Source organism: Rhodococcus wratislaviensis, assembly GCF_900455735.1.
Classification (GTDB): domain Bacteria; phylum Actinomycetota; class Actinomycetes; order Mycobacteriales; family Mycobacteriaceae; genus Rhodococcus_F; species Rhodococcus_F wratislaviensis.
This window is the reverse complement of record NZ_UAUI01000029.1, coordinates 23,400-47,439: the sequence shown is the minus strand read 5'-3', so window position 1 is coordinate 47,439 and position 24,040 is coordinate 23,400. Positions and strand designations below refer to the sequence as shown.

Genomic DNA, 24,040 nt, shown 5'->3' with positions numbered 1-24,040 from the left:
CCGAACCCGACACAGTAGGGAGACCCCATGTCCGACCCCGATCACTCCGCGCTCGGCGCGTCGATCGACCGCATCCTGACACCGACCATCACCCTCGACCGGGTCACGAAGGACTTCGGCCCCCAGATCCGGGCGCTCGACGACGTGTCGCTGCAGGTGTATCCCGGTGAGGTCGTCGCGCTGCTCGGGCTGTCGGGGTCGGGCAAGTCGACACTGCTGCGTCTGCTGGACGGGCTGCACCTGCCCAGCACGGGTTCGGTGACGGTGCTCGGCACGGACGTCGGGGACGCGCGGGGACGTGAACTCCGTGCACTGCGACGGCACGTCGGCTTCGTGTTCCAGCAGTTCCACCTCGTCGGCAGCATGTCCGTGCTCGAGAACGTCTGCACCGGCGCCCTCGGCGCGCTGCGCGGCCCCCGGTTCGGGCTGTTCAGCTACCCGAGGTCGGTGCGCCGCGCCGCGATGGAACAACTCGACCGAGTGGGATTGGCGGACAGGCCGTTCCAGCGCGCCGACACCCTGTCCGGCGGGCAGCAGCAACGGGTCGCGGTGGCGCGGGCGCTCGTGCAGCGTCCCCGCATCCTGCTCGCCGACGAGCCGGTCGCGTCCCTCGACCCCGAGTCGTCCGCCCAGGTGATGGCGCTGATCTCCCGCATCGCCGCCGAGGACGACCTCACCGTGCTGTGCAGCCTGCACCAGGTGGAGCTCGCGCTGTCGTGGGGTCACCGCCTGGTCGGGCTGCGCGGCGGGCGGGTGGTACTGGACAAGCCCGTCTCCGCCATCGACCGGAACGAAACGATGTCCATCTACTCGAGCGTCGCGTCGCCGACGTCGCCGCAACTCGTCTGACCGCAGTGACCGTCCTCCTGCCCCCGCGCCCGAGGGAACGAGAACCCGAGGCGCGCACCGTGCCCCGGCCGTCGCTCACCTCGATCGGTGTCACCGTCGTCCTCGCCGCATGGCTGCTCGCCTCGCTGTGGTCCGTGGCCTCGCTGAAGATCAACGTCGCCACGTTCGCCGACAGCCTCGGCAACGCAGCCGATTTCGTGTCCCGCATCTTCCCCCTCGACTTCCCGCCGCTCGGCGAGATCCTCACCATGACGGGGCAGACCCTCGCCATCGTCACATGTGCCACCGCCCTGAGCGTGATCCTCAGCGCGCTGGTGTCACTCGCCGCGGCACGGAACACCACCCCCGGCACCCCGCTCCGCTGGGCGGCCCGTGCCACCGTCGTCGTCACCCGGGCGATCCCCGAGATCGTGCTCGCCATCCTGTTCCTGCGACTGTTCGGGCTCGGCGCGGTCGCGGGCATCCTCGCGCTCGGCATCCACTCCGTCGGCATGGTCGGCAAGATGTATGCCGACGCCATCGAGGACACCGACGCCGGACCGCGCGACGCCCTGCGTGCCGCCGGGGCTACCTGGTGGCAGCAGGTGGTCGGCGGCGTCTTCCCGCAGGCCCTCCCGGCGTTCGTCGCCACCGCCCTGCACCGCTTCGACATCAACCTGCGGGCGTCCGTGATCCTCGGCTACGTCGGGGTGAGCGGCATCGGCATGGAACTGTCGCTGGCGATGAAGACGATGAACTACCCGCGCGGAATGGCACTGGCCCTGTTCGTCGTCGCGCTGTGCGTCGTGATCGAACTGATCTCCGGCGCCGTCCGGCGCTCCCTGCTCGGTGACCGGGCGCCGAAGCGTCGCGGACTGCGTGAGCGGGTGCTGTCCGCCCGCGGCGGCTGGGTGGAGAACGGTTCCGCGGCGAAGGTCGACGGCCCCGTCGCCCTGCGCACCCCCGGTGGCGACTACCGGATCAGCCCACCGTGGACGGGCGAGCGGATCAGGCGCACCCTCTATCTCGGCGCGACCGTCCTGGCGCTGGCCGCCGCCACGTGGGGCTCCGACATCGACCTGTCACGGTTGGCCGAGGGAATCACGTCCCTGCCCCGCACGCTCGACCTGTTCTTCCCACCCGGCACCGGCGGAATCTGGGACGAACTGCTCGTGCAGCTGCTCGTCACGGTGCAGATCGCACTCGCGGCAACGCTTCTGGGTCTGCTCCTGGCCGTGCCGATCGGAATCCTGGCCGCCCGCAACGTAGCTCCCACCCCGGGTGTCGCGAAGTTCTTCCGCATCGTCATCGTGGTGGTCCGCGGCATCCCCGACCTGATCTTCGCGATCATCTTCATCGTCGTCACCGGGCTCGGTGCCACCGCGGGCGCGCTCGCCCTGTCCGTCGGGGCGGTCGGGTTGCTCGGCAAGCTGATCGCCGACTCCCTCGAGGAAACGGATGTGTCCGTGCAGCAGGCGGTGTCGGCCGGTGGCGCCAGCCGTTCCCAGGTGTTCACCGCCGCGACACTCCGGCAGTCGGCGCCCGCTCTCGTCGCGCACCTGTTCTACCAACTCGACGTGAACATCCGCGCCGCAACGCTCCTCGGCGTCGTCGGGGCGGGCGGCATCGGGTTCTACTTGATGAACGCCGCCCGGGTCCTGCAGTTCGATGTCGTCACCACCATCGTGCTCATGATCTTCGCCGTCGTGATGGCCGTCGAGGGCATCGCGATGTGGATGCGCCGGGCGATGTCCTGATTCATCCCCAACCTGTGGAGGAACCTGTTGATGAACCCGACCAATACGATTCGGACCGAAGCAAATTCAGGACTCATGGCGGCCGCCGACGCTGCGACGGACGCCTACCGGAGGGCCGTCGCCACCTACCCGCGGGAGAAGCTGAAGTCGATCGCGATGCAGGGCGCGGACGGCACCCCGACCATGTTCGTCGACGTGATCGTCGAGGACGCCATCATCGACGCTGCCACCGCAGCCGGGGTCAACGTGCTGTCCGAGGAGCGGGGCTGGGTCGACGTCGGCTCGGCCGTCACCCTGGTGGTCGATCCCGTCGACGGCTCGGCGAACGCCGCCGCCGGTGTGCCGCTGGCCTGCTTCAGTGCCGCCGTCGCGATAGACGGCGAATTCACCGAGGCGATGACCACGTGGTTACATACGGATGAACGTTGGTGGGCGTCACGGGAGTTGTCGCCGTACACCACCAGCGGCTGCCGCACGGTCGCCGACGCCGCCGTGTCGATGCTGCGCCCGCATCAGCGCAACTGGGACGCGTGGACCCGCGTCGCGCAGACGGCGACCCGCATCCGGATCCTCAGCTGCAGCACCCTCGACGCCGTCCTGGTCGCCACGGGAGCCGTCGACGCGTTCGTCGACGCCGGCAGCGACACCCACCGGCTCATGGACATCGCCGCGGCAGTCGTCCTCGTCGGCGCGTCCGGTGGCGTGGTACTGGACGCCTTCGGCCGGCCCGTCGAGTTCGACACCGACCTCACCCGCCGCTGGAGCGGCATCGTCGCGGCGACCCCCGAACTCGGAGAGGAGCTTCGAACCCTCATCGCCGAGGCGCCGTAGCCGCCAGTGCGCCTTTCTGGTAGCGGGGGCTACCGAAAGGCGCACGGGGTAGATTCTTCGCACCTGTGCGCGGCGCCGGGTAGAAGGGACTTCGACGTTCATGGCCACAGTGACCTATGACGGTGCCACCTGCCTGTTCCCCGGCTCGGACAAACCGGCCGTCGACACGCTCGACCTGAAGATCGAGGACGGTGAGTTCCTGGTCCTCGTCGGCCCGTCCGGCTGCGGCAAGTCGACGTCGCTGCGGATGCTGGCCGGGCTGGAGGACGTCCACAGCGGCCGGATCCTCATCGGTGACCGCGACGTCACCACCCAGGAACCCAAGGAACGCGACATCGCGATGGTGTTCCAGAACTATGCGCTGTACCCGCACATGTCGGTGGCCGAGAACATGGGGTTCGCGCTCAAGCTCGCCGGCGCCGCGAAGGACGACATCCGCACGCGCGTCGAGGAGACGGCGAAACTCCTCGACCTCGAGCCGTATCTGGACCGCAAGCCGAAGGCGCTGTCCGGCGGTCAGCGGCAGCGCGTCGCGATGGGTCGTGCCATCGTCCGGCAGCCGCAGGTGTTCCTGATGGACGAGCCGCTGTCCAACCTCGACGCCAAGCTCCGCGTGCAGACGCGCACCCAGATCGCGCAGCTGCAGCGCCGCCTCGAGACGACGATGGTGTACGTGACACACGACCAGGTCGAGGCCATGACCATGGGCGACCGGGTGGCGGTGCTGAAGGACGGGGTGCTGCAGCAGTGCGCGTCGCCGCGCGACCTCTACAACAGGCCCGCCAACGTGTTCGTCGCCGGCTTCATGGGGTCGCCGTCGATGAACCTCTTCACGCTGCCGATCACCGCCGACGGTGTCGTCCTCGGCGACGCGACCATTCCGCTGCCCCGGCAGCTGCGCGCGGACAGCGACGAGCGTCAGGTCGTCGTCGGGATCCGCCCCGAACACCTGGAACTGTCGACGACCGGCATCCCGATGGAGGTCGCGGTGGTGGAGGAACTCGGATCCGACGCCTACATCTACGGCCGCAGCACCGTCAACGGGGAGACACAGCAGTTGGTGGCCCGCGCCGACTGGCGGAACCCGCCCCGCAAGGGTGACCTGGTGAAACTGCACGTCGACCCGTCCCAGGTGCACCTGTTCTCGGCGTCCGAGGGCTACCGGCTGAGCTGACCCGGCGGCGGCCGGGGCGGTTCCTGACCGATTCAGGTCGGGGGTAATGCCGGACTTCTGCGGTGTTCCATGCCACAGTATGTTCCGACACCGCGCCGGTGCCGCGAGTTCCGTCGTGCCGGTAACGGGTTCATCCACATCTACCTACGGGGAGACTCCATGGTTCAGATTTCGAGAGCGGTCCGGCGCGCCGCGGTGTTTGCCACCGCTGCCTCGCTGGTCACGCTCACCGCTTGCTCGAGCGACAGCGGCAGCGACTCCACGTCGGAGAACCTCGACGGTCGCGGACCCATCACGTACGTCGAGGGCAAGGACACCACCGAGACCGGGGTCGTCCGCCAGATCATCGACGCGTGGAACGCCGAGCACCCGGACGAGCAGGTGACGTTCAAGGAGCAGTCGAACGACGCCGATCAGGCGCACGACGACCTGGTCCAGCACCTGCAGGCCAAGCAGTCCGACTACGACGTCGTCGCACTCGACGTCCCCTGGACCGCGGAGTTCGCGGCCAAGGGCTGGCTGCAGCCGCTGACCGGCGAGTTCGCGGTGGACAACACCGGAATTCTCCCCGCCACGGTCGACAGCGCCACCTACAACGGCACCCAGTACGCGGCGCCGAAGAACACCAACGGCGGCCTGCTGTACTACCGCAGCGACCTGCTGCCCGCCGCACCGAAGACGTGGGCCGAGCTGGCCGCCGCGTGCGAGGTCGCGAAGACCAACAACATCGACTGCTACGCCGGTCAGTTCGCACCGTACGAGGGCCTGACGGTGAACACCGCCGAGGTCATCAACGCGTACGGCGGCTCGTTCGTCGGCGAGGACGGCAAGACGCCGACCGTCGACAGCCCCGAGGCCCGCGCCGGCCTGCAGGTGCTGGTCGACAACTTCAAGAACGGCGACATCCCGGCCCAGGACACCACGTTCAAGGAGCCCGAGAGCCAGAAGGCGTTCGAGGACGGCAAGGCGCTGTTCCTGCGCAACTGGCCGTACGTGTACGGCACGGCAGACAAGGATTCGTCCGCGGTCAAGGGCAAATTCGCGGTCGCCCCGCTGCCCGGCAAGGACGGCATCGGCGCCTCGACGCTCGGTGGCTACAACGCCGCCATCAGCGCGTACTCCGAAAACAAGGCGACGGCCCGCGACTTCCTCACCTTCCTGCAGGGTGAGCAGGCGCAGCGGATCATCGCGATGGGCTCGCTGCCGCCGGTCCGCGCCGCACTGTACGACGACCCGGAGATCATCGCGGCCTACCCGTTCATGCCGACGCTGAAGGTGTCGATCGAGAACGCCGTTCCCCGTCCGGTCACGCCGTTCTACCCCGCTGTGTCGAAGGCCGTGCAGGACAACGCCTACGCTGCCATCAAGGGTGAGAAGTCGGTGGATCAGGCGATCACGGACATGCAGTCCGGCATCCAGTCCGCAGGCTCGTAGAGCACAGGAGTGAACATGGCCGTTCCGACTGGGACCACCAGTGGGGCGCCGGCCCGTCCCGCGGCCGGGGATTCCGACCCCGGCCGCGGTTCGCGTGAGAAGAGCGAGAACGGGCGACGCTTTGGGCTGAGCAGTCGCCGCGCGTGGCTGTTCGTCGTGCCGACGCTCGCCGTGCTGGCAGTCGTCATCGGCTACCCGGTGATCCGGGCAGTGGTGATGTCGTTCCAGAAGGACGCCGGACTCGATCCGACGACCGGCATGTTCGTCGAGGGCGGCTGGGCCGGGTTCACCAACTACACGCACTGGATTCTGCAGCAGTGCACCTCCCCGAGCGGGGTGGCCGTGGCGTGCCCGCCCGGCACGCTCGGCTCCCAGTTCTGGTCGGCCGTCGGGAACACCGCATTCTTCACCGTCGTCACGGTGGGCCTCGAGGTCGCGATCGGCCTGTGGATGGCGATCATCATGGGCAAGACGTTCAAGGGCCGCGCCCTGCTGCGTGCGGCGGTCCTGATCCCGTGGGCCATCCCGACCGCGGTCACCGCCAAGCTCTGGTACTTCATCTTCGCCTACGACGGCATCGCCAACCGCCTCCTCGGCACCGAGATCCTGTGGACATCGGACGCGTGGCCCGCGCGATTCGCGGTGATCATCTCGGACGTCTGGAAGACCACCCCCTTCATGGCCCTGCTCATCCTCGCCGGACTGCAGATGATTCCGCAGGACGTGTACGAGGCGGCGCGGGTAGACGGCGCCTCCGCCTGGCAGCGGTTCCGGCAGATCACGCTCCCGCTGGTGAAGCCGGCGCTGATGGTCGCGATCCTGTTCCGCACGATGGACGCCCTGCGCATGTACGACCTGCCCGCCATCCTGACCGGCGGCAACCCGGCCACCACGACGGTGTCGATTCTCGTCGTCGACCAGGTGCGGCAAGGGTTCAACAGTGCGTCCGCACTCTCCACCATCACGTTCCTGCTGATCTTCGCGGTGGCATTCGTCCTCGTGAAATTCCTCGGCGCCAACGCCGTCGAGACTCAGGAAGCCCAGCGAAAGGGGCCGAAGCCGTGACCCATCGCGCCCCGGAGCTCGAACTCCCGAGCAGGCCCGTTCCCCGCAACCGTCCGAAGCGGTTCGCATTCAAGAACTCCCGCATCTACATCGGTGTCGCGATCATCCTCGTCTGGGGGCTCGCACCGTTCTACTGGATGATGGTGACGGCGTTCCGCGACCCCGACTACACGTTCGACACCACACCCTGGCCCACGCATCTCACACTCGAGAACTTCCAGAACGCGCTGTCGACGAGCAGCGGCAACAATTTCACCCGGGCTGTCGTCAACAGCATGATCATCGGCGGAATCACCACCGTCGTCGCCCTCGCCGTGGGCATCTTCACCGCCTACGCGCTGGCCCGCATCGAGTTCCGGTTCAAGTACGTGGTGGTCGGCATCGTGCTCGGCGCGTCGATGTTCCCCGTCGTCGCCCTCGTCACCCCGCTGTTCCAGCTGTTCACGAACATCGGCTGGATCGGCACCTACCAGGCGATGATCATCCCGAACATCTCGTTCGTGCTGCCGCTCACCATCTACACGCTGACGTCGTTCTTCAAGGAACTCCCCTGGGAGCTCGAGGAGGCGGCCCGGATCGACGGCGCCAGCCGCGGTCAGGCGTTCCGTCTGGTGATGTTGCCGCTGGCGGCGCCCGCCCTGTTCACCACCGCCATCCTCGCGTTCATCGCGACCGTCAACGAGTACCTGCTCGCCAGCCAGCTCTCCAGCGACGCCACCGAACCGGTCACGGTCGCGATCGCCCGGTTCTCCGGCAACGACCCGCACGTCGTGCCGTACGCGGCGATCATGGCGGCGGGCACGATCGTCACCATTCCGCTGGTGATCATGGTGCTGCTGTTCCAGCGTCGCATCGTGTCGGGCCTGACGGCCGGCGGCGTGAAGAGTTAGCACCATGCATCCGGTGGCGAAGCGGCAGCGGCTCGAGGTACTGATCGGCGTGCTCGGGTTCTTCACGGTGATGGCGTTCGTCGCCGCGGTCGTCGAGGTCGTCCGCGGCGACCCCGGCGTCACTCCCGCGCTGGTGTTGCTCGGCTGCCTGGTGCTGTCGGGGCTGGCGATTGCCGCCCGGAATCGGGTGCGCTGAAACAGTACGGTCGGTATGGAAATTTGCTGAGCGTTAGCGCGGCGCGCGTCACACTCGAGGCCATTCACATAACATACGTACGGGTGGGTGCGATGATCCTCCGTGACCGGATAACTGACCGGGAGTGTGGAAGTGAGTTCTGGCAACGACGCGACGGGCAATCATGCCTCCGAATCGGGGGGCACACCGCCCGTAGACGACGGTTCGGCTGACACACCCACTCCATCACCGGACGAGAAGAACAAGCGCACACGGTGGCGCACGGTCCGCCGGGTGAGCCTGGTCGTGATCGCATTGCTGCTGGTCATCCCGCTCGTCGTGTTCCTGGTCAGTTACGTCCGCGCCGAGGTCCCGCGCCCGTCGGACATGAAGACCAACCAGGTGGCCACCGTCTTCGCCGCCGACGGCACCACCGAACTGACCAAGGTCATCCCGCCGGAGGGCAACCGCACCGAGATCGCGCTCGACGCCATCCCCCAGCACGTCCGCGACGCCGTCCTGTCGGCGGAGGACCGCAACTTCTACTCCAACCCCGGCTTCTCCGTCACCGGGTTCATGCGTGCCGCCCGCGACAACGTCCTCGGCAAGGAAAGCGCGGGCGGCGGGTCGACGATCACGCAGCAGTACGTCAAGAACGTGCTGGTCGGCGCGGACCGCAACGTGTACCGCAAGATGCGGGAACTCGTGATCTCCACCAAGATGGCCCGCGAGTGGTCCAAGGACGAGATCCTCGCCGCCTACCTGAACACCATCTACTTCGGCCGCGGCGCGTACGGCATCGAGGCGGCGTCGCGCGCCTACTTCGACAAGCCGGTCGGCGACCTGTCGGTGGCCGAGGGCGCCGTGCTCGCGTCCGTGATCCAGAGCCCGTCCTATCTCGACCCCGAGGCCAACCTCGACCAGTTGCAGGCGCGCTGGAACTACGTTCTCGACGGCATGGTCGCGATGGGTGTGCTCAGTCAGCAGGACCGCAGTGCGGCGGAGTTCCCGGTCACGGCGCCGTCCAACCGGCCCACCGACGCCAACTCCGCGCCCGGCCCGGACGGCCTCATCCGCAACCAGGTGCTGCGCGAGTTGTCGGATGCGGGGATCTCCGAGCAGACCCTCAACACCGAGGGGCTGCAGATCACCACCACGATCGACCCGCGGGCGCAGGAGTCCGCGATCGAGGCAGTCCACGACAACCTCGAAGGTGAGGATCCCGGGTTGCGGACCGCGGTCGTGTCCATCGACCCCCGCACCGGAGGTGTACGCGCGTATTACGGCGGCGAGGACGGCGCCGGCTTCGACTACGCGCAGGCGCCGTTGCAGACGGGGTCGTCGTTCAAGGTGTTCGGTCTGGCGGCGGCGCTGGAGCAGGGCATCCCGCTCTCCGCCCGCTTCAGCAGTGCACCGCTGACCGTCGGCAGCGTGCAGATCGGCAACGTCGAGGGCGAGTCCTGCGGCACGTGCACCATCGCCGAGGCGACGAAGCGGTCGCTGAACACGAGCTTCTACCGGCTGATGATGTCGCTGGACAACGGTCCGCAGGCCATCGCCGACGCCGCCCACAAGGCGGGGATCCCGGAGTTCATTCCCGGGGTGCAGGGTAAGACGCTCAGCGAGAACGGCGGCGAACCCGAGGGTGGCATCGTCCTCGGCCAGTACCTGTCGCGGCCGATCGACATGGCATCCGCGTACGCGACGCTCGCGGCGTCGGGCATCTACCACCAGCCGTATTTCGTGCAGCGGGTCGTGACCGCCGACGGCGTCGTGCTCCTGGACCGTGCGCCCAGCCCGGGTGAGCGCCGGCTCGATGCCGCGGTGGCCGACAACATCAGTCAGGCACTGATGCCGATCGCCTCCTACTCGCGGGGCCATGCGCTGGCGGGTGGACGCCCGTCCGCGGCGAAGACCGGCACGGCGCAGCTCGGCGACACCGGTGAGAACAAGGACGCCTGGATGGTCGGGTACACGCCGTCGCTGGCGACGGCGGTGTGGATCGGCAAGGCCGACGCCACCGCCATCAACAACAGCTGGGGCGGCCTGATCTACGGTTCGGGTCTGCCGTCCGACATCTGGAAAGACACGATGGACGGCGCGCTCGAAGACACCGATTGGGAAGACTTCCCGTGGCCCGACCCGATCGGCGGCCAAGCCGGTGTGCCCACGTGGACCGGTCAAACCAGCGGCGACGGAGCGGGAACCGGCACCAGCGGGGTTGTCCCGCCGCCCGGTGCCCCCACTCCCGCACCCGTCGAGGTTCCGCCACCGGCCGTCCCGGTCCCGCCCGTCCCGCCGGTGCCCGCACCCGTCCCGGCGCCGACCCAGATCGAAATCCTCCCGGGCGTCATCATCCCGCTGCCGGGTTAGCCGAGGTTCTGAAACCCGCCGCGCGGCGGAGTCCGGTTCGGCAGCACCACAACCCGCAGCGCGGCGCGGAGGCTTTCCGTCGTCTTGGCCCAGGCTCTCGCCTCGTCCTCGCACATGTCGGCCTCTTCGGGCTCCTCCTCGCGGGCGAGTTCCGCGTTGTGGCGCCACTCGATCTCCTGCTCGGAGCAGAGTCGGAGGAACTCGAGGATGGTGTCGCGGTCGCGTCCGCAGATCTCCGCGACGTCGTCCGGGTCGAGCCCGCTCTCGGAGTCGAGGTGGATCAGGGTCACGAGGGCGGCGGGGAACTCGTCCTCGCATTCGTGCTCGGCGTACGAGGACGTGGCACCGGGTGTGGAATTGAGTTTGCCGCCGAGCTTTTCGGCGAACGCGTCGTCGACGGTATCCACGAAATGCTCGAACATCCGGAACACCGACACCAGATGATCGGCGACGAACGGTGACCCGTCGACGCGCATGACGGCGACCACGTTGTCGACGATGAGCAGGAACTTGATGTCGGGCCACTGCCGATTGAGGTCGGCGAGCGCCTCCGCGGTGCGCGTGCGATCGCTGATCGTGTGGACCACGCGGGCGAACACCTCGACGCGGGCATCCTCCTCGATCACCCGCACGTACGTGGGGAGGTCGCCGACCCACACGAGGATGTCGCCGTCCGCGTCCTTGCCCGGTGCCTGCTCGAGCATGGATTCGACCGCGGCATCGACACGGTCGCGCAACCCGGCGCCGTCACGCAGCTGGGCTGGGACATCAGCAGTACCGAACTCCGGGGTCTCCGCCCGGCCACCGGTGATCGCCTTCAGGAACGAGGGATGTAGAAGGTCCCAGATCTCCCGGAACACGGTGACCGTCATCGACGCCAGCAGGTGGGCGTCCTCTCGGTCGGCGTCGAGGTAGTACGACGCGGAACCGTTTCCCTCGTCGACGTGCTCGCACAGGTCGGGCCGGTTCCAGCCGAGCTCGATCAGCCTTTCGTGCTCCTCGGCGGTGAGCGCCCGCGCCGGGTGCAGGAAGCGGTTGGACGGCACCTCGCACCGCACCTTGTCGCCGGCCCAGGCGAAGAACCGCACGCACGCGGCGGTCTCGACGAGGCCGTCGTCGACGCTGTCGTACTGCGACTGCAGCACCAGTTCGTCGTCGTCCTCCATAGCGTGCACGTACCCGGTCAGACGGTCCTGGAGTTCGGTCCAGGCGTCGTCGATCTCTCGATCGAAAGTGTTGTCGGACATCACGCCTCCCTCGATGAATCCTGGGTGTCACCGTAGAGGGAGGGTCTGACAAGAAATCGAACACAAAGGCGAATGCACCTTTCGTCGCCGTGAAGACGACGAAAGGTGCATTCGCCCCGTACTACTTCTGCGCGGTGAACTACGCGTCGATGATGAACGCCTCGAGCTCGGTGCGAGCCTTGTCGTCCGCCATCTGGACCGGCGGGGACTTCATCAGGTACGCGGACGCCGGGTAGACGGGTCCGCCGATGCCGCGGTCCTTGGCGATCTTGGCTGCGCGGACGGCGTCGATGATGATGCCGGCCGAGTTCGGGGAGTCCCAGACCTCGAGCTTGTACTCGAGGTTCAGCGGAACGTCACCGAAGGCGCGACCCTCGAGGCGGACGTACGCCCACTTGCGGTCGTCGAGCCAGCCGACGTGATCCGACGGGCCGATGTGCACGTTGCCCGGACCGAGGTCGCGGGTCAGGTTCGACGTCACGGCCTGCGTCTTGGAGATCTTCTTCGATTCCAGGCGATCACGCTCGAGCATGTTCTTGAAGTCCATGTTGCCGCCGACGTTGAGCTGCATGGTGCGGTCGAGCTGCACGCCGCGGTCCTCGAAGAGCTTCGCCATCACGCGGTGGGTGATGGTGGCGCCGACCTGCGACTTGATGTCGTCACCGACGATCGGGACGCCGGCGTCCTTGAACTTCGCTGCCCACTCCGGGTCGGAAGCGATGAACACGGGCAGGGCGTTGACGAATGCGACACCCGCGTCGATGGCGCACTGGGCGTAGAACTTGTCGGCGTCCTCGGAACCCACGGGCAGGTACGAGACCAGCACGTCGACCTTGGCGTCCTTCAGAGCCTTGACGACGTCGACGGGCTCGGCCTCGGAGATCTCGATGGTCTCGGCGTAGTACTTGCCGATGCCGTCGAGGGTGGGGCCGCGCAACACCGGAACGTCGGCCGGCGGGACGTCGGCGATCTTGATGGTGTTGTTCTCGCTGGCGAAGATGGCCTCGGACAGGTCGAATCCGACCTTCTTGGCGTCGACGTCGAACGCGGCGACGAACTGGACGTCGCGCACGTGGTACTTGCCGAACTTGACGTGCATGAGGCCGGGAACGGTCGCCGTCTCGTCGGCGTCCTTGTAGTACTGCACGCCCTGAACCAAGGACGAGGCACAGTTCCCCACGCCCACAATGGCCACGCGCACCGCGGTGCTGTTCTCACCCATGGTCGGGTTCTCCTTTTTTCTTTGGTGTTGCTGTCGATTGCTCGGCGGCGATCAGCTCGTTGAGCCAGCGCACTTCACGCTCACTGGATTCGAGTCCGAGCTGGTGGAGTTGCTTGGTGTAGCGATCCAGCGTGCCGCTCGCTCTTCCGATCGCGTCGCGAAGCGCCTCGCGGCGCTCCTCGACCTGGCGTCGTCTGCCTTCGAGGATCCGCATCCGCGCCTCGGCGGGAGTGCGGCTGAAGAAGGCGAGATGAACGCCGAATCCGTCATCGGTGTAGTTCTGCGGACCCGTGTCGGCGACCAGTTCCTTGAACCGCTCCTTGCCGATCGGCGTGAGCTGATAGACGCGGCGGGCACGACGCTTGACGGTCCCCGGAGGACCTGCGTCCTCGGCGATCAAACCGTCCGCCTGCATGCGTCGAAGCGTCGGGTAGAGGGAACCGTACGAAAAGGCGCGAAATGCACCCAGCAGTCCCGTCAACCGTTTGCGGAGCTCGTATCCGTGCATGGGTGACTCGTGGAGCAGCCCGAGAATTGCCAATTCGAGCACGTCCACCCCCTGAGTCGCCCGACCTAACCGTGTGATGCGATTCAAAACTATATCGCACCGATATATAGGACGATACGCCCGCTCGATACATGGGACAAGCCGTCACAGGTTGTTAACCGAGGCCGGGCGTCTGGCCTCGTCGCCGAATGTCACACCGGTGCCGTCTGACTGAACGAATGTCACATTGGGCGACCAACCGGCGGCCGACGGCACCCGACGGCGGCTGCCGGCCCCAGCAGGGCAACGACCCCGGACGCTCAGCCCTCGTAGGGGTAGATGTCGAACGGTTCGCCGTCGAATCCGACGACCATGTGTCCGGTGTGGCCGGCGGCGTTCTTCACGTGGATGGAGATGGTCGGCGGTCCGTCGTCGGACCCGGGTTCGTACCGGAAGGACACGATCTCCACCGCGCCGTCGGGGACGCGCAGGGTTTCGGGTGCCCCGGCGAGCAGTCCTGCGATCGCGACCTGGTCGACGGTGCCGAGGTCGAAGGACTTCTCGTCGTCGGAGCGGGTGGACGAGCTGCCCCAGTCGTCGAATTCGCCGTCGTAGAGGTAGGAGTCGGACTGCAGCGCGTTGCCGGCGGACGGCCGGTCGAAGACGGCGTGGGCCGGGTAGAGGCCGAGTTCGTCGGCGACGGTGTCGCCGTACTCGGCGCGGTACTCGTCGAGGAAGAAGTGCAGGCCGGCGCCGGTGGTCAGGTTCGGCACCGACTTCGACGGGCCGAGGTCGCTGTTCGCGACGGCTCCGGCGATACCGCCCACCGCGGCCGCGGCGACGACGAGGACCGCGGCGTACACCCACCGCCGCGACGATCGGCGGCGTCGCGGGGACACGACGGGGCTGGCGGCGAGCCGGCTGGGGATCTGGAGGTCCCCGATGAGGCGGTCGAGTTCGTCGAACGTCTTCGCCCGCATCGCCGTGGAGGTGCGGGAGGTGTGTTCCTCCGCGGACAGTTGCCCGTCGGCGAGCGCGGCGTCGAGCATCCCGCAGGCGTCGGCGCGGTCGGAGTCGCGGGCGCGGATACCCGCGAGTGTGGTCCTGGGCATCTGCGTCCTATCGGCCGAAGGGGTAGACGCTCAGTGGTGCACCGGACGGGTCGAGTTCCATGTGTCCGCTCTCGCTGAACTCGTTGGTGACGTAGATCGACACCGTGGGGCCGTCGTCGTCGGCCTCGAACGAGATGTGGCTGACTTCTCCGTCGGGGACATTGAGGCTCACCGGGGCACCCACGACTGTTCCGCCGATCTTGTCGAGGTTCAGCGTCGACAGGTCGAACACGGGGGTGTCGACTTTCCGAGTGGTCGGGGTTCCCGACGGCGTGAACCCGCCGCGGTAGTCGTAGCTCACCATCCGGTTCGGTTCGAGGGGCAGCGCGCGTTCGAGGCTGGCGTGGCCGCCCTCGTAGAGGGTGAGGTCGTCGACGATCAGATCGCCGAACTTGGCGCGGTACCGATCGAGGAACACCTTCATGCCCTCGGGTGTGACGGGATTCGGTGTGGGGACGACCAGCGGTTGGACGGAATCGAAATCGACCTGCTGCGCGGCGGGGGGCACGGTGGCCTGAACGTCGTCGCTGTCGACGAGCATGAAGGCGCCGACGGCTGCCATCACTGCGGCGACGGCGACGGCGGCCGGGAACCAGTGCTTGGCGGTGTCGCGCGGCGGACGTGCGTCCGGTGGTGCGTCGGCGGGTCGTTGCAGGTCACTGACCAGGACCTCGAGGTCGGCGAGGGTGCGAGCCTCCGCGGCGAGGTCGGACATCGCGCGATGTTCCGCCTCGTTGATCTGGCCGTCGCCGAACGCGGCGTCGAGCAGTGCGGACGTGTTGGCTCGATCGACGTCGCGTGCCCGCGTGTTCGGTGGGTATCGGCTGGCCACGGGAGGATCTTAGAGCCCGGACGGCTACCTCGCGGGGTTCACCTGCCACACGTCCCCGCCGAGCGTCGCCCGCAGGTATCCCCCGCCGGTCTGTTCCTTGTCGTAGACGTACACGTTGATCGTCGGTCCCTTGCCGCCGTCGGCGAGGAGAACGTGCCCGATCGTGCCGTCCGGGACTCCGACCAGCTGGGGTGCGTCGGCGATGAGCGCGACCAGTGCGGGCACGTTTACCTGCGCAAGGTCGACCTCCCCGGTTCCGGGGAGACGCTGCGTGCGGGTGCCCGACGTCTTGAACCCGCCGCGGAAGTCGTACCGGTCGACCTTGTCGGGCGCGTCCGGGGACGTCCGCGACAGGATCGCGTACTCGTCGTACAACCCCAGTTCGTGGACGGTGAGGTCGCCGAACTTCTGCCGGTACTGCTCGAAGAGGGCGTGGATCCCATCCTGGGTGAGGGGCTGCGCCTGCCCCACGATGATCGGCTCGACCGCGGGCACCTCGACCTCCGGCCGGGCCAGTGGCTTCTCGACCTGCACCGGGACCGGTGGGGTGACGGGGTCCGGGCCGTCCTGCTCGGTGAGTGCCAGACCGATCGCGCCGACCGCGATCACCGTCCCGCACGCGACCGCGATCCGCAGCGCCCGGCGGGGTGATCCCGCTGTCCGGACAGGTGCCTGTGTGGTGATCGACGACGGCAGTTGCAGATCGCTGATCAGCAGGTTCAGTTCGGCGAGGGTCTTCGCCGACATGGCCTGGGCCGTCCTGTCGTGGTACTCGTGGGCGCCGAGCTGCCCGTCGGCGTAGGCGGCGTCGAGCTGGCTGCATGCGTTGACCCGATCGAGGTCGCGTGCGCGAGTCTGCGAGGACGGTCCTGAGGCCACACCGGCATCGTAGTGCGGCGACCGTGTTTGACCAGCGTCACTCGACCGACCCCTTCTCTCCGGACGCGACGCACGTACTCTGGTCTCCGTGCGGATACAGCGGCAGGTGGTGGACTATGCGCTTCAGCGCCGGTCACTCCTGGCCGAGGTCTACTCGGGCAGGACGGGTGTCACGGAGGTGTGTGACGCCAGCCCCTACCTGCTTCGTGCCGCGAAGTTCCACGGCAAGGGCAGTGATGTGGTGTGCCCGATCTGCCGTAAGGAGCAGTTGACTCTGGTCTCCTGGGTCTTCGGTGACAAGTTGGGCCCGGTGTCGGGTTCGGCTCGTACGGCCGAGGAGTTGGTGCGTCTCGCGTCCACTCAGGAGGAATTCTCGGTTCACGTGGTCGAGGTGTGCCGGACATGCAGCTGGAACCATTTGGTCCAGTCCTATGTTCTCGGTACCGTGCCCGAACCGAAACGGCCCAGGCGTTCGTCGCCACGGCCGCGGCCTCCGAGCCGTCGTACCGCGAGCGAGTAGACACGCCCGAATACGGACGCGGGCAGAAGAGTGCCCACAGACGTAACGCAGGACTGAAGCCGGTCCACAACCACTGGAGATTTGTACGTGAGTTCCCCCCGCAGCAACGCCCCGGGTGATCGACCGAACGGACCGAGACGACCGAGTGGCCCCCCGCCACAGGGACGCCCCGGAGGTCCACCACCCCGCGGCGGACAGCCTGCGGGTGGGCCCCCGCCGGGCCGATCGGGCGGCTCGCCGCCGCGTCGGATGCCGCCTCCGCCCCCGCAGGGTGGTGGCCGTCCCCCGGGCCCGCCGCCGCGTCGTCCCGGTCCGCCGCCGCAGGGTGGTGGCCGTCCGCCGGGTCCCCCGCCGCGTCGTCCGGGCCCGCCGCCCGGCCGTCCCGCGGGCGCGCCCCCGGTTGCGCGTAACCAGTCGGGTCCCGGTGGGCGCCCGCCGGGACCTCCGCCGTCGAACGGTCGCAAGACCGGCGGCGGCCGCGGTGGCGAACCGCCGAAGGGTGGAAAGAAGACGGCTGTGAAGAAGTCGCGGTGGAAGATCGTGCGCCGGACGGCGTACGCGTGCGTCGCGCTGGGCATGATCATCCCGATCCTGCTGTTCATGGCGGCATACGTCGTCCAGGACGTCCCGCGCCCCGGCGACCTCAAGACCAACCAGGTGGCCACGATCTACGCGTCCGACGGAACGTCGGTGCTCAGCAAGGTCGTGCCGCCGGAGGGCAACCGCACCGAGGTGACGCTCGACCAGATCCCGAAGCACACCCGTGACGCGGTGCTCGCTGCCGAGGACCGGGACTTCTACTCGAACCCCGGCTTCTCGATCGGTGGATTCGCGCGCGCCGCGCGCGACAACGTCCTGGGCAAGGACAGCGCCGGCGGTGGCTCGACCATCACGCAGCAGTACGTGAAGAAGACGATGGTCGGTTCCGAACGTTCGCTGACGCGAAAGATGAAGGAACTCGTCATCTCGTCGAAGATGGCCCGCGAGTGGTCCAAGGACGACATCCTCGCCGCGTACCTGAACACCATCTACTTCGGGCGTGGTGCGTACGGCATCGCGGCCGCGTCGAAGGCGTATTTCAACAAGCCCGTCGACCAGTTGACGGTCGAGGAGAGTGCGGTGCTGGCGTCGTCGATCCAGCTGCCGTCGCTGCTCGATCCGGAGACCAACCCGGAGGGTGCGCAGGCGCGCTGGAACTACGTGCTCGACGGCATGGTGTCGGCGGGAACGCTCGAGCAGTCGGCCCGGTCGGTGATGCAGTACCCGCCGTACGTGCCGATCGCGCAGGTCGACAACGGCAACCAGGACTCCGGACCGGAGGGCCTGATCAAGAACCAGGTTCTGCGGGAGCTGGGGGAGGCGGGAATCAGCGAGCAGCTGCTCAACACCGAGGGCCTCGAGATCACCACGACGATCGACCCGGTCGCCCAGGCGGCGGCGGTGGATTCGGCCCGCTCGAACATGGAGGGTGAGCCGGAGAACCTGCGCACCGGTGTCGTGTCGGTCGATCCGAAGACCGGCGCGGTGCGGGCGTACTACGGCGGCGAGGACGGTGGCGGTTACGACTTCGCGAACGCCGGACTGCAGACCGGTTCGTCGTTCAAGGTGTTCGGGCTCGCCGCGGCCCTCGACCAGGGCATCCCGCTGTCGCAGATGTACGACAGCTCGGAGCTCACGGTCAACGGCATCACCATCAGCAACGTCGAGGGCGAGGGCTGCGGCACCTGCACCATCGCCGAGGCGCTGAAGCGTTCGCTGAACACCAGCTTCTACCGTCAGGAACTCGAACTCGACGGTGGACCGCAGGCGATCGCCGAAATGGCCCACAAGGCGGGCATCCCGAAGGAGATCCCCGGCGTCGGACCGTCGCTGACCGAGCCGGACGGTAGTGGTCCGAACAACGGCATCGTGCTCGGCCAGTACCAGTCGCGGGTCCTCGACATGGCGTCGTCGTACGCGACGCTGGCCGCCTCGGGTACGTACCACGCCCCGCACTTCGTGCAGAAGGTCGTCAGCGCGGACGGAACGGTGCTCCTCGACCGCGGCGGTGACACCGGTGAGGACCGCATCGACAAGGACGTCGCCGACAACGTGACGTCGGCGATGGAACCCATCGCCGGGTACTCGCGGGGCCACAACCTGGCGGGCGGACGCCCGTCGGCGGCCAAGACCGGTACCGCGCAGCTCGGTGACACCGGCAAGAACAAGGACGCGTGGATGGTCGGGTACACCCCGTCGCTGTCCACGGCGGTCTGGGTGGGCACCACGGACGGTCAGGCGCTGGAGAACAGCAGCGGCGCCATGATCTACGGTTCCGGTCTGCCGTCCGACATCTGGAAGGACACGATGGACGGTGCCCTCGAGGGCACCGACGTCGAGAAGTTCCCGAAGCCGGGTGCGATCGGTGGCCAGTCGGGTATCCCGGCCTATTCGGCGCCGGCCCCGACCAAGACGTCGGCGCCTCCGACGAGCACGTTCCAGCTGCCGACGGAGCTCGTGCCGCCGGTGGTCGTGACGCCGTCGCCGGTGGAGATCCTGCCCGGCATCACCATTCCGATTCCGGGTCTGGCACCGAGGCCCACGACGGCGGCCCCGGCGGTTCCGGCGGAACCGGAGACGACGACGCCGCCGAACGCCGGTAACGGCAACGGCCAGCAGCAGGTTCCGGCCCGGTAACGGCGAACGGTAGCCTCGCGGAGTGGCCGACAACCCTGACGCGCACGCCGTCCGAGACGCGGGCGAGACGGGATTCGTCTCGCCCGCGCCTCTGGCGAAGGATCGGCGTTCCGCGGACTGGCGGGACCTTCCGGGGCGCACCGACCCGCTGACCGCCGACCTCTCCGGGGTGATCGGCGGTCCGGTCGGTCGGCACGCCGTCGTCGGGCGCAGCCGGTTCTTCACGCCGATGCGCGCCATTCTGTTGCTGGCGATCGTGTTTCTCGCGCTCGGCTGGTTCGCGAAGGCGCCGTGCATCCAGCAGGCGCCGGTCGGCGAGAACGGCGCGCTCGGGCTCGACTGGAGTGGCAGCCGGCAGTACGTCGCCATGTGCTACTCGGACACAGTGCCCCTGTACGGGGCGGAACGGCTGAACGAGGGCGCGTTCCCCTACAAGAAGTGGTGGGAGGAGGACGCCGGCAACGGCCAGCTCCAGCGCCGATACATGGAGTACCCGGTGATCTCCGGGCTCTACCAGTACGGCGCGATGACGATCGCGAAGTCCTGGGACGCGGTGCACTGGCTGCCCGGTGCGCTGCAGGTCGCGATCTATTTCAACGTCGTCGCGCTCGGTCTGGCGCTGGCGTGGCTGGTCACCGTCTGGGCGAGTGCGCTTCTGGCCGGACGCCGCGTCTGGGACGCAGCACTGATCGCCGGGTCCCCGCTGGTGATCGTCCACGCGTTCACGAATTTCGATCCCCTCGCAACGGCTTTCGCTGCGGGTGGGCTGCTGGCGTGGTCGCGGAAACGGCCGGTGCTCGCTGGAATCCTGCTCGGCCTCGGTGGTGCCGCCAAGCTGTATCCGCTGCTGCTCCTCGGACCTCTGCTGGTGCTGTGCCTGCGCACGGGCAGGGTTCGTGAGTGGTCGGTGACGGCGCTGACCGGTATCGGCGCGTGGCTGACGGTCAATCTGCCGATCGCCCTGCTGTTCCCACGGGGCTGGGCCGAATTCTTCCGGCTCAACTCCGAACGCGGCGCCGACCCGGACTCCGTCTACAACGTCATCTCGTCGTTCACCGGCTGGACCGGATTCGACGGCATCCTGTCGGCCGGTGAGGCACCCACCGTGCTCAACGCGGTGTCGTTCCTGCTGTTCGCCCTCGTGTGCGTCGGGATCGGGTACATCGCGCTGACGGCGCCGAGACGCCCGCGGCTGACCCAACTGTGTTTCCTGCTGGTCGCGGGTTTCCTCCTCACCAACAAGGTGTGGAGCCCGCAGTATTCGCTGTGGCTGGTGCCTCTGGCCGTGCTCGCGTTCCCGCACCGGCGGATCCTGCTGGCCTGGATGACGATCGACGCGCTGGTGTGGGTGCCGCGGATGTTCTACTACCTCGGCGTGTCCAACAAGGGGCTCCCCGAGCAGTGGTTCACCGGCGCGGTGGTGGTCCGCGACGTCGCGGTCGTGGTCATCTGCGCGCTGATCATCCGCCAGATCTACCGGCCCGGCGAGGACCTGGTGCGGTACGGCTTCATCGACGATCCGGCGGGCGGCGTGCTCGATCAGGCGCCCGATGCGCAGCCGCGGTGGCTGCCCGCCTGGCTACGGCCGCGGCCGCCGGTAGAAGCGGCTCCCGCTCACAGCGTTTCGCCGTCGACCGGTTAGTTCTTCGACAGCACCAGCGTCGCCCCGACCGCGAACACCGCGATCGACAGGCCGAGGGCGATGGCGCGGATCGACCACTGGCGGGCGTCGGCGGCGGCGCGCACCGAGAGGTCGTACTCGCCCCGCTCCCACAGTCGGTGGACGGTGAGCGAGCGCAGCAGCGCGACGATGCCGAACGGCAGGAACGCGATAATCGCAAGAATGGCGAGCGGCAGACTGCTCGCGGGCGGCGGTGCCAGCGGCCCGCGGTAGTCCGCCGAGGTGTCCTGCTGCTGCGACGTCATGCGTTGCCTCCCCGCTGGTGGAGCCCACGACCGTGGGCGACGAGGTGGAGTATAGACCGTCGAGATTCCCGACTGTGCAGTGCGTTTCGCGCGGCCGGCGGTTACGGTCCGGCTATCGGCCGGTCTCCACGACGGGTGGATGCGCCCGGGCTGCGACCCACGCCGCCACCTGGGTGCGGGAGCTGACGGCCAGCTTGTCGAAGATGTGCTCGACGTGTCCGTCGACGGTGCGCCGCGAGATCACCAACGCCTCGGCTATCTGCCGATTGCTGAGTCCCTGGGCGAGCAGGTCGGCGATCTCCTGTTCCCGTTTGGTGAGCGGCGACGCCTCGGCGCGGGGTGGTGCCCGGTGCTCGGTGGGGGTTCCCAGTGCGAGGTCGACGGCCTCCTCGATGGTGAGCCGGACCGCGGGCGCTGCGAGCTGGGCGAACTCGTCGGCTCCGACCATGCGGGCGGCGTCGCGCTCGGACGACAGGGAGTCGTCGGTGATGTGCGGGCCGAACGCCGCGACGGACGTGCCGAGCCGATGCCACACGCCCTTCGCGGCGCCGCACAGTCTCGCCGCCGCGTTGGCGTCTCCGCTCGACGTGGCCACCCACGACAGCACCTCGATCGACAGGGCCGTGCAGATCTTGTCCTTGAAGTCACGCTGGATCCGCAGCGCCTGCTGGGCGGCGTCGACGGCGTCGTCGCCCCGGCCCAGATGGAAGTACGCGACGCTCGAAACCCACAGGGCGTAGGCCTTGTTCCATTTCTCGCCGTGCACGTCCGCCACCGCGATCACGTCGCGGCACGTCTCGAGGGCGTCGTCGAGTCGGCCGTCGTAGGTCTGCGCCATGCCCATCTCGAACGACGCGGTCAGCACCGAGGCCGTGTCGCCGACAGCGCGGTGGACGGCGATGGCATCACGGAACAGCCGGATGGCGTCGTCGGGGTGGCCGGAGAACACGGCGTGGATCGCCGCCCAGTGATCGGCGTGCGCCCGCAGACGTTCGTCACCGAGCGCGGTCGCGATCGTCGTGCACTCGTCGAGGTGTTCGCGTGCGGCGTCGCGGTCGCCCTGGATCAGCGCGGTCCAGGCGGTCACCCACAGCACGTCGCCCCGCTCCCGGGTGGGTTCGGTAAGCCGCAGCAGTATCCGCTCGAGCCGGATCCGTCCGTCGGACAGGTTGCCGCCTGCGATCCAGTGGTATCGCAAGGCGACGGCCAGTTCCGCGGCCGCGGCCCGCTGTGAGTCGTCGTGCAACGCCCAGTCCAGGGCGGCAACGAGGTTGGGGTGGTCGATCCGCAGTCCCGCGAGGATCTCGGATTGTCCTGGCCCGCACCAGTCGAGCGACGACCGGCGGGCGCGCTCCGAATAGTGTTCGAGATGTCGACGGTACAGCTCGTCGTGCTCCCCGCTGCGCTCGAGGAGCTCGTGCCCGTACTCACGCACCGTCATCAGCTGCGAGTAGCGGAGTCGCTCGGTCGAACGGTCCACGGTGACAAGACATTTTCCGACCAGCCGATCGAGGACGTCGACGACCGGCGAGTCCGACAGCGCACCGAATCCACTGATCGCCTCCGCGGCTTCGAGATCGAAGCTTCCGGGGAACACGGCGAGCCGGGACCACAGCAGCCGCTCGGTGTCCGAGCACAGTTCGTAACTCCAGTCGATGAGGGCGCGCAGCGTCTGCTGGCGGGGCATCGCCGCCCGGTCGCCGCCGGTGAGGAGTGCGAAACGCTGGTCGAGGCGTTCGACGAGCTGAGACGCGGACAGCGACCGCAGCCGGGCCGCGGCCAGTTCGATGGCGAGCGGGATCCCGTCGAGCTGATTGCACAACTGGGCGACGGCGGGGGCGTTCGCGTCGGTGAGCCGGAAGTCGGCGACGACGCCCTGCGCACGCTCCACGAGCAACGACACCGATTCGAACGGGGCGATGTCCGCGGCGCGGCAGTCCTCGATGTCACCCGGAGTGCTCAGCGGCGGGAGGAGGTACGTGAATTCGCCTGCGATCCCGAGCGGTTCGCGACTCGTGGTGAGGATCCGGACCTCCGGCGCGGAGGCGAGGACGGTGCTCACGAATTCGCTTGCGGCGGACAGTAGGTGCTCGCAGTTGTCGAGGACGATCAGCAGGTGCCGGGACTGCAGGTGGTCGATCACCTTGTCCATCACGGCGCGGCTCGACTGGTCGGTGACGCCGAGGGCGGCCGCGGCCGCGGAGGGCAGAGCGTCGGGATCGCGGACGGGCGCGAGGTCGATCCACCGGACGGAGTCGCGGAAGGCGCGCGCGGAGCGGACCGCGAGTTCCTCGGCCAGCCGCGTCTTGCCGACGCCGCCGGCACCGAGCAGCGACACGAGCCGGGACTGTTGCAGTCGTGCGCGGGCTTCCTCGATCTCGCGGCGGCGGCCGACGAAGCTGGTCATCGACCTCGTGAGTTCTCTCGAGCGAGTCAGTGGATCTCTCCCGTTCCGGTTGGCCAGGTGGCACGAACCTACCCCCACTGGTTGTGACGGACAACACAGGTAACCAAGGGGGTGATTTACCCGGTGTGGGGGTGATGTGACGTGGGTCATTGTCATTGGCATACCCCGGTTGCCCGCTCGACTCCAGCCGGAACCCATCGTCCCG

Annotated in this window: 20 protein-coding genes; 12 read left to right on the top strand and 8 right to left on the bottom strand. The window is 68.2% G+C overall.

Annotated features, from left to right (window positions below):
- Nucleotides 1-27: 27 nt before the first annotated feature.
- From phnC to DTA22_RS34915, 9 genes are all read left to right on the top strand, one after another.
- Nucleotides 28-849 (top strand): phosphonate ABC transporter ATP-binding protein, encoded by an 822-nt coding sequence (gene phnC, locus DTA22_RS34955; protein ID WP_174233911.1) that lies wholly within the window; start codon nucleotides 28-30, stop codon nucleotides 847-849.
- Nucleotides 850-854: 5 nt separating this feature from the next.
- Nucleotides 855-2,585 (top strand): phosphonate ABC transporter, permease protein PhnE, encoded by a 1,731-nt coding sequence (gene phnE / locus DTA22_RS34950; RefSeq protein ID WP_245973435.1) that lies wholly within the window; start codon nucleotides 855-857, stop codon nucleotides 2,583-2,585.
- A gap of 75 nt (nucleotides 2,586-2,660) precedes the next feature.
- A complete protein-coding gene (locus tag DTA22_RS34945) occupies nucleotides 2,661-3,416 on the top strand; it encodes an inositol monophosphatase family protein (RefSeq protein WP_245973434.1) in 756 nt (251 codons plus the stop codon).
- Nucleotides 3,417-3,516: 100 nt separating this feature from the next.
- Nucleotides 3,517-4,590 (top strand): ABC transporter ATP-binding protein, encoded by a 1,074-nt coding sequence (locus DTA22_RS34940; protein WP_112302444.1) that lies wholly within the window; start codon nucleotides 3,517-3,519, stop codon nucleotides 4,588-4,590.
- A 159-nt stretch (nucleotides 4,591-4,749) separates the two neighbouring features.
- A complete protein-coding gene (locus DTA22_RS34935) occupies nucleotides 4,750-6,024 on the top strand; it encodes an ABC transporter substrate-binding protein (protein ID WP_005264448.1) in 1,275 nt (424 codons plus the stop codon).
- Nucleotides 6,025-6,039: 15 nt separating this feature from the next.
- Nucleotides 6,040-7,089: a carbohydrate ABC transporter permease gene (locus DTA22_RS34930; protein ID WP_037230117.1), complete on the top strand. Its 1,050-nt coding sequence runs from the start codon at nucleotides 6,040-6,042 to the stop codon at nucleotides 7,087-7,089.
- Nucleotides 7,086-7,979, top strand: a complete 894-nt coding sequence (locus DTA22_RS34925; protein ID WP_037230115.1) for a carbohydrate ABC transporter permease — start codon at nucleotides 7,086-7,088, stop codon at nucleotides 7,977-7,979. Before DTA22_RS34930 ends, DTA22_RS34925 begins: the two co-directional genes overlap by 4 nt.
- 4 nt (nucleotides 7,980-7,983) lie before the next feature.
- Complete coding sequence (locus DTA22_RS34920) at nucleotides 7,984-8,175, top strand: hypothetical protein (protein WP_037230114.1); 192 nt, start codon at nucleotides 7,984-7,986, stop codon at nucleotides 8,173-8,175.
- Nucleotides 8,176-8,307: 132 nt separating this feature from the next.
- The gene (locus tag DTA22_RS34915; RefSeq protein WP_112302552.1) at nucleotides 8,308-10,527 is read left to right on the top strand and encodes a transglycosylase domain-containing protein; all 2,220 of its coding nucleotides are present in this window, start codon (nucleotides 8,308-8,310) and stop codon (nucleotides 10,525-10,527) included.
- On the opposite strand, the gene DTA22_RS34910 is transcribed toward DTA22_RS34915, so the two are convergent.
- The 6 genes from DTA22_RS34910 to DTA22_RS34885 form a co-directional block, all read right to left on the bottom strand.
- The gene (locus DTA22_RS34910) at nucleotides 10,524-11,774 is read right to left on the bottom strand and encodes a T3SS (YopN, CesT) and YbjN peptide-binding chaperone 1 (RefSeq protein WP_037230111.1); all 1,251 of its coding nucleotides are present in this window, start codon (nucleotides 11,772-11,774) and stop codon (nucleotides 10,524-10,526) included. The genes DTA22_RS34915 and DTA22_RS34910 overlap by 4 nt on opposite strands.
- 139 nt (nucleotides 11,775-11,913) lie before the next feature.
- The gene (locus DTA22_RS34905; RefSeq protein WP_005264442.1) at nucleotides 11,914-12,996 is read right to left on the bottom strand and encodes an inositol-3-phosphate synthase; all 1,083 of its coding nucleotides are present in this window, start codon (nucleotides 12,994-12,996) and stop codon (nucleotides 11,914-11,916) included.
- Nucleotides 12,989-13,546, bottom strand: coding sequence for a PadR family transcriptional regulator (locus DTA22_RS34900; protein WP_037230360.1), 558 nt, complete (start codon nucleotides 13,544-13,546; stop codon nucleotides 12,989-12,991). Before DTA22_RS34900 ends, DTA22_RS34905 begins: the two co-directional genes overlap by 8 nt.
- Before the next feature lie 257 nt (nucleotides 13,547-13,803).
- Nucleotides 13,804-14,595, bottom strand: coding sequence for a DUF1707 SHOCT-like domain-containing protein (locus DTA22_RS34895; RefSeq protein ID WP_037230108.1), 792 nt, complete (start codon nucleotides 14,593-14,595; stop codon nucleotides 13,804-13,806).
- 7 nt (nucleotides 14,596-14,602) lie between these two features.
- Nucleotides 14,603-15,427 carry a DUF1707 SHOCT-like domain-containing protein gene (locus tag DTA22_RS34890; RefSeq protein WP_112302443.1) on the bottom strand — a complete coding sequence of 275 codons (825 nt, stop codon included), beginning with the start codon at nucleotides 15,425-15,427 and terminating at the stop codon, nucleotides 14,603-14,605.
- 24 nt (nucleotides 15,428-15,451) lie between these two features.
- A complete protein-coding gene (locus tag DTA22_RS34885; RefSeq protein ID WP_112302442.1) occupies nucleotides 15,452-16,306 on the bottom strand; it encodes a DUF1707 SHOCT-like domain-containing protein in 855 nt (284 codons plus the stop codon).
- 88 nt (nucleotides 16,307-16,394) lie between these two features.
- Between DTA22_RS34885 and DTA22_RS34880 the strand changes: the two genes are divergently transcribed.
- The 3 genes from DTA22_RS34880 to DTA22_RS34865 all read left to right on the top strand — a co-directional run bounded on the left by DTA22_RS34880 (nucleotide 16,395) and on the right by DTA22_RS34865 (nucleotide 21,144).
- Nucleotides 16,395-16,826, top strand: coding sequence for a DUF5318 domain-containing protein (locus DTA22_RS34880; protein WP_029539769.1), 432 nt, complete (start codon nucleotides 16,395-16,397; stop codon nucleotides 16,824-16,826).
- Nucleotides 16,827-17,342: 516 nt separating this feature from the next.
- A complete protein-coding gene (locus DTA22_RS34870) occupies nucleotides 17,343-19,502 on the top strand; it encodes a transglycosylase domain-containing protein (RefSeq protein ID WP_081792754.1) in 2,160 nt (719 codons plus the stop codon).
- Nucleotides 19,503-19,524: 22 nt separating this feature from the next.
- On the top strand, nucleotides 19,525-21,144 hold the full coding sequence (locus DTA22_RS34865) for a glycosyltransferase family 87 protein (protein WP_112302441.1): 1,620 nt from the start codon (nucleotides 19,525-19,527) through the stop codon (nucleotides 21,142-21,144).
- Here the strand turns inward: DTA22_RS34865 and DTA22_RS34860 are convergent.
- Together DTA22_RS34860 and DTA22_RS34855 are read right to left on the bottom strand one after the other, a co-directional pair.
- Complete coding sequence (locus DTA22_RS34860; RefSeq protein ID WP_112302440.1) at nucleotides 21,141-21,428, bottom strand: CD225/dispanin family protein; 288 nt, start codon at nucleotides 21,426-21,428, stop codon at nucleotides 21,141-21,143. The two genes, DTA22_RS34865 and DTA22_RS34860, sit on opposite strands and share 4 nt — an antisense overlap.
- Nucleotides 21,429-21,540: 112 nt before the next feature.
- The gene (locus tag DTA22_RS34855) at nucleotides 21,541-23,835 is read right to left on the bottom strand and encodes an ATP-binding protein (protein ID WP_112302439.1); all 2,295 of its coding nucleotides are present in this window, start codon (nucleotides 23,833-23,835) and stop codon (nucleotides 21,541-21,543) included.
- Nucleotides 23,836-24,040: the final 205 nt, after the last annotated feature.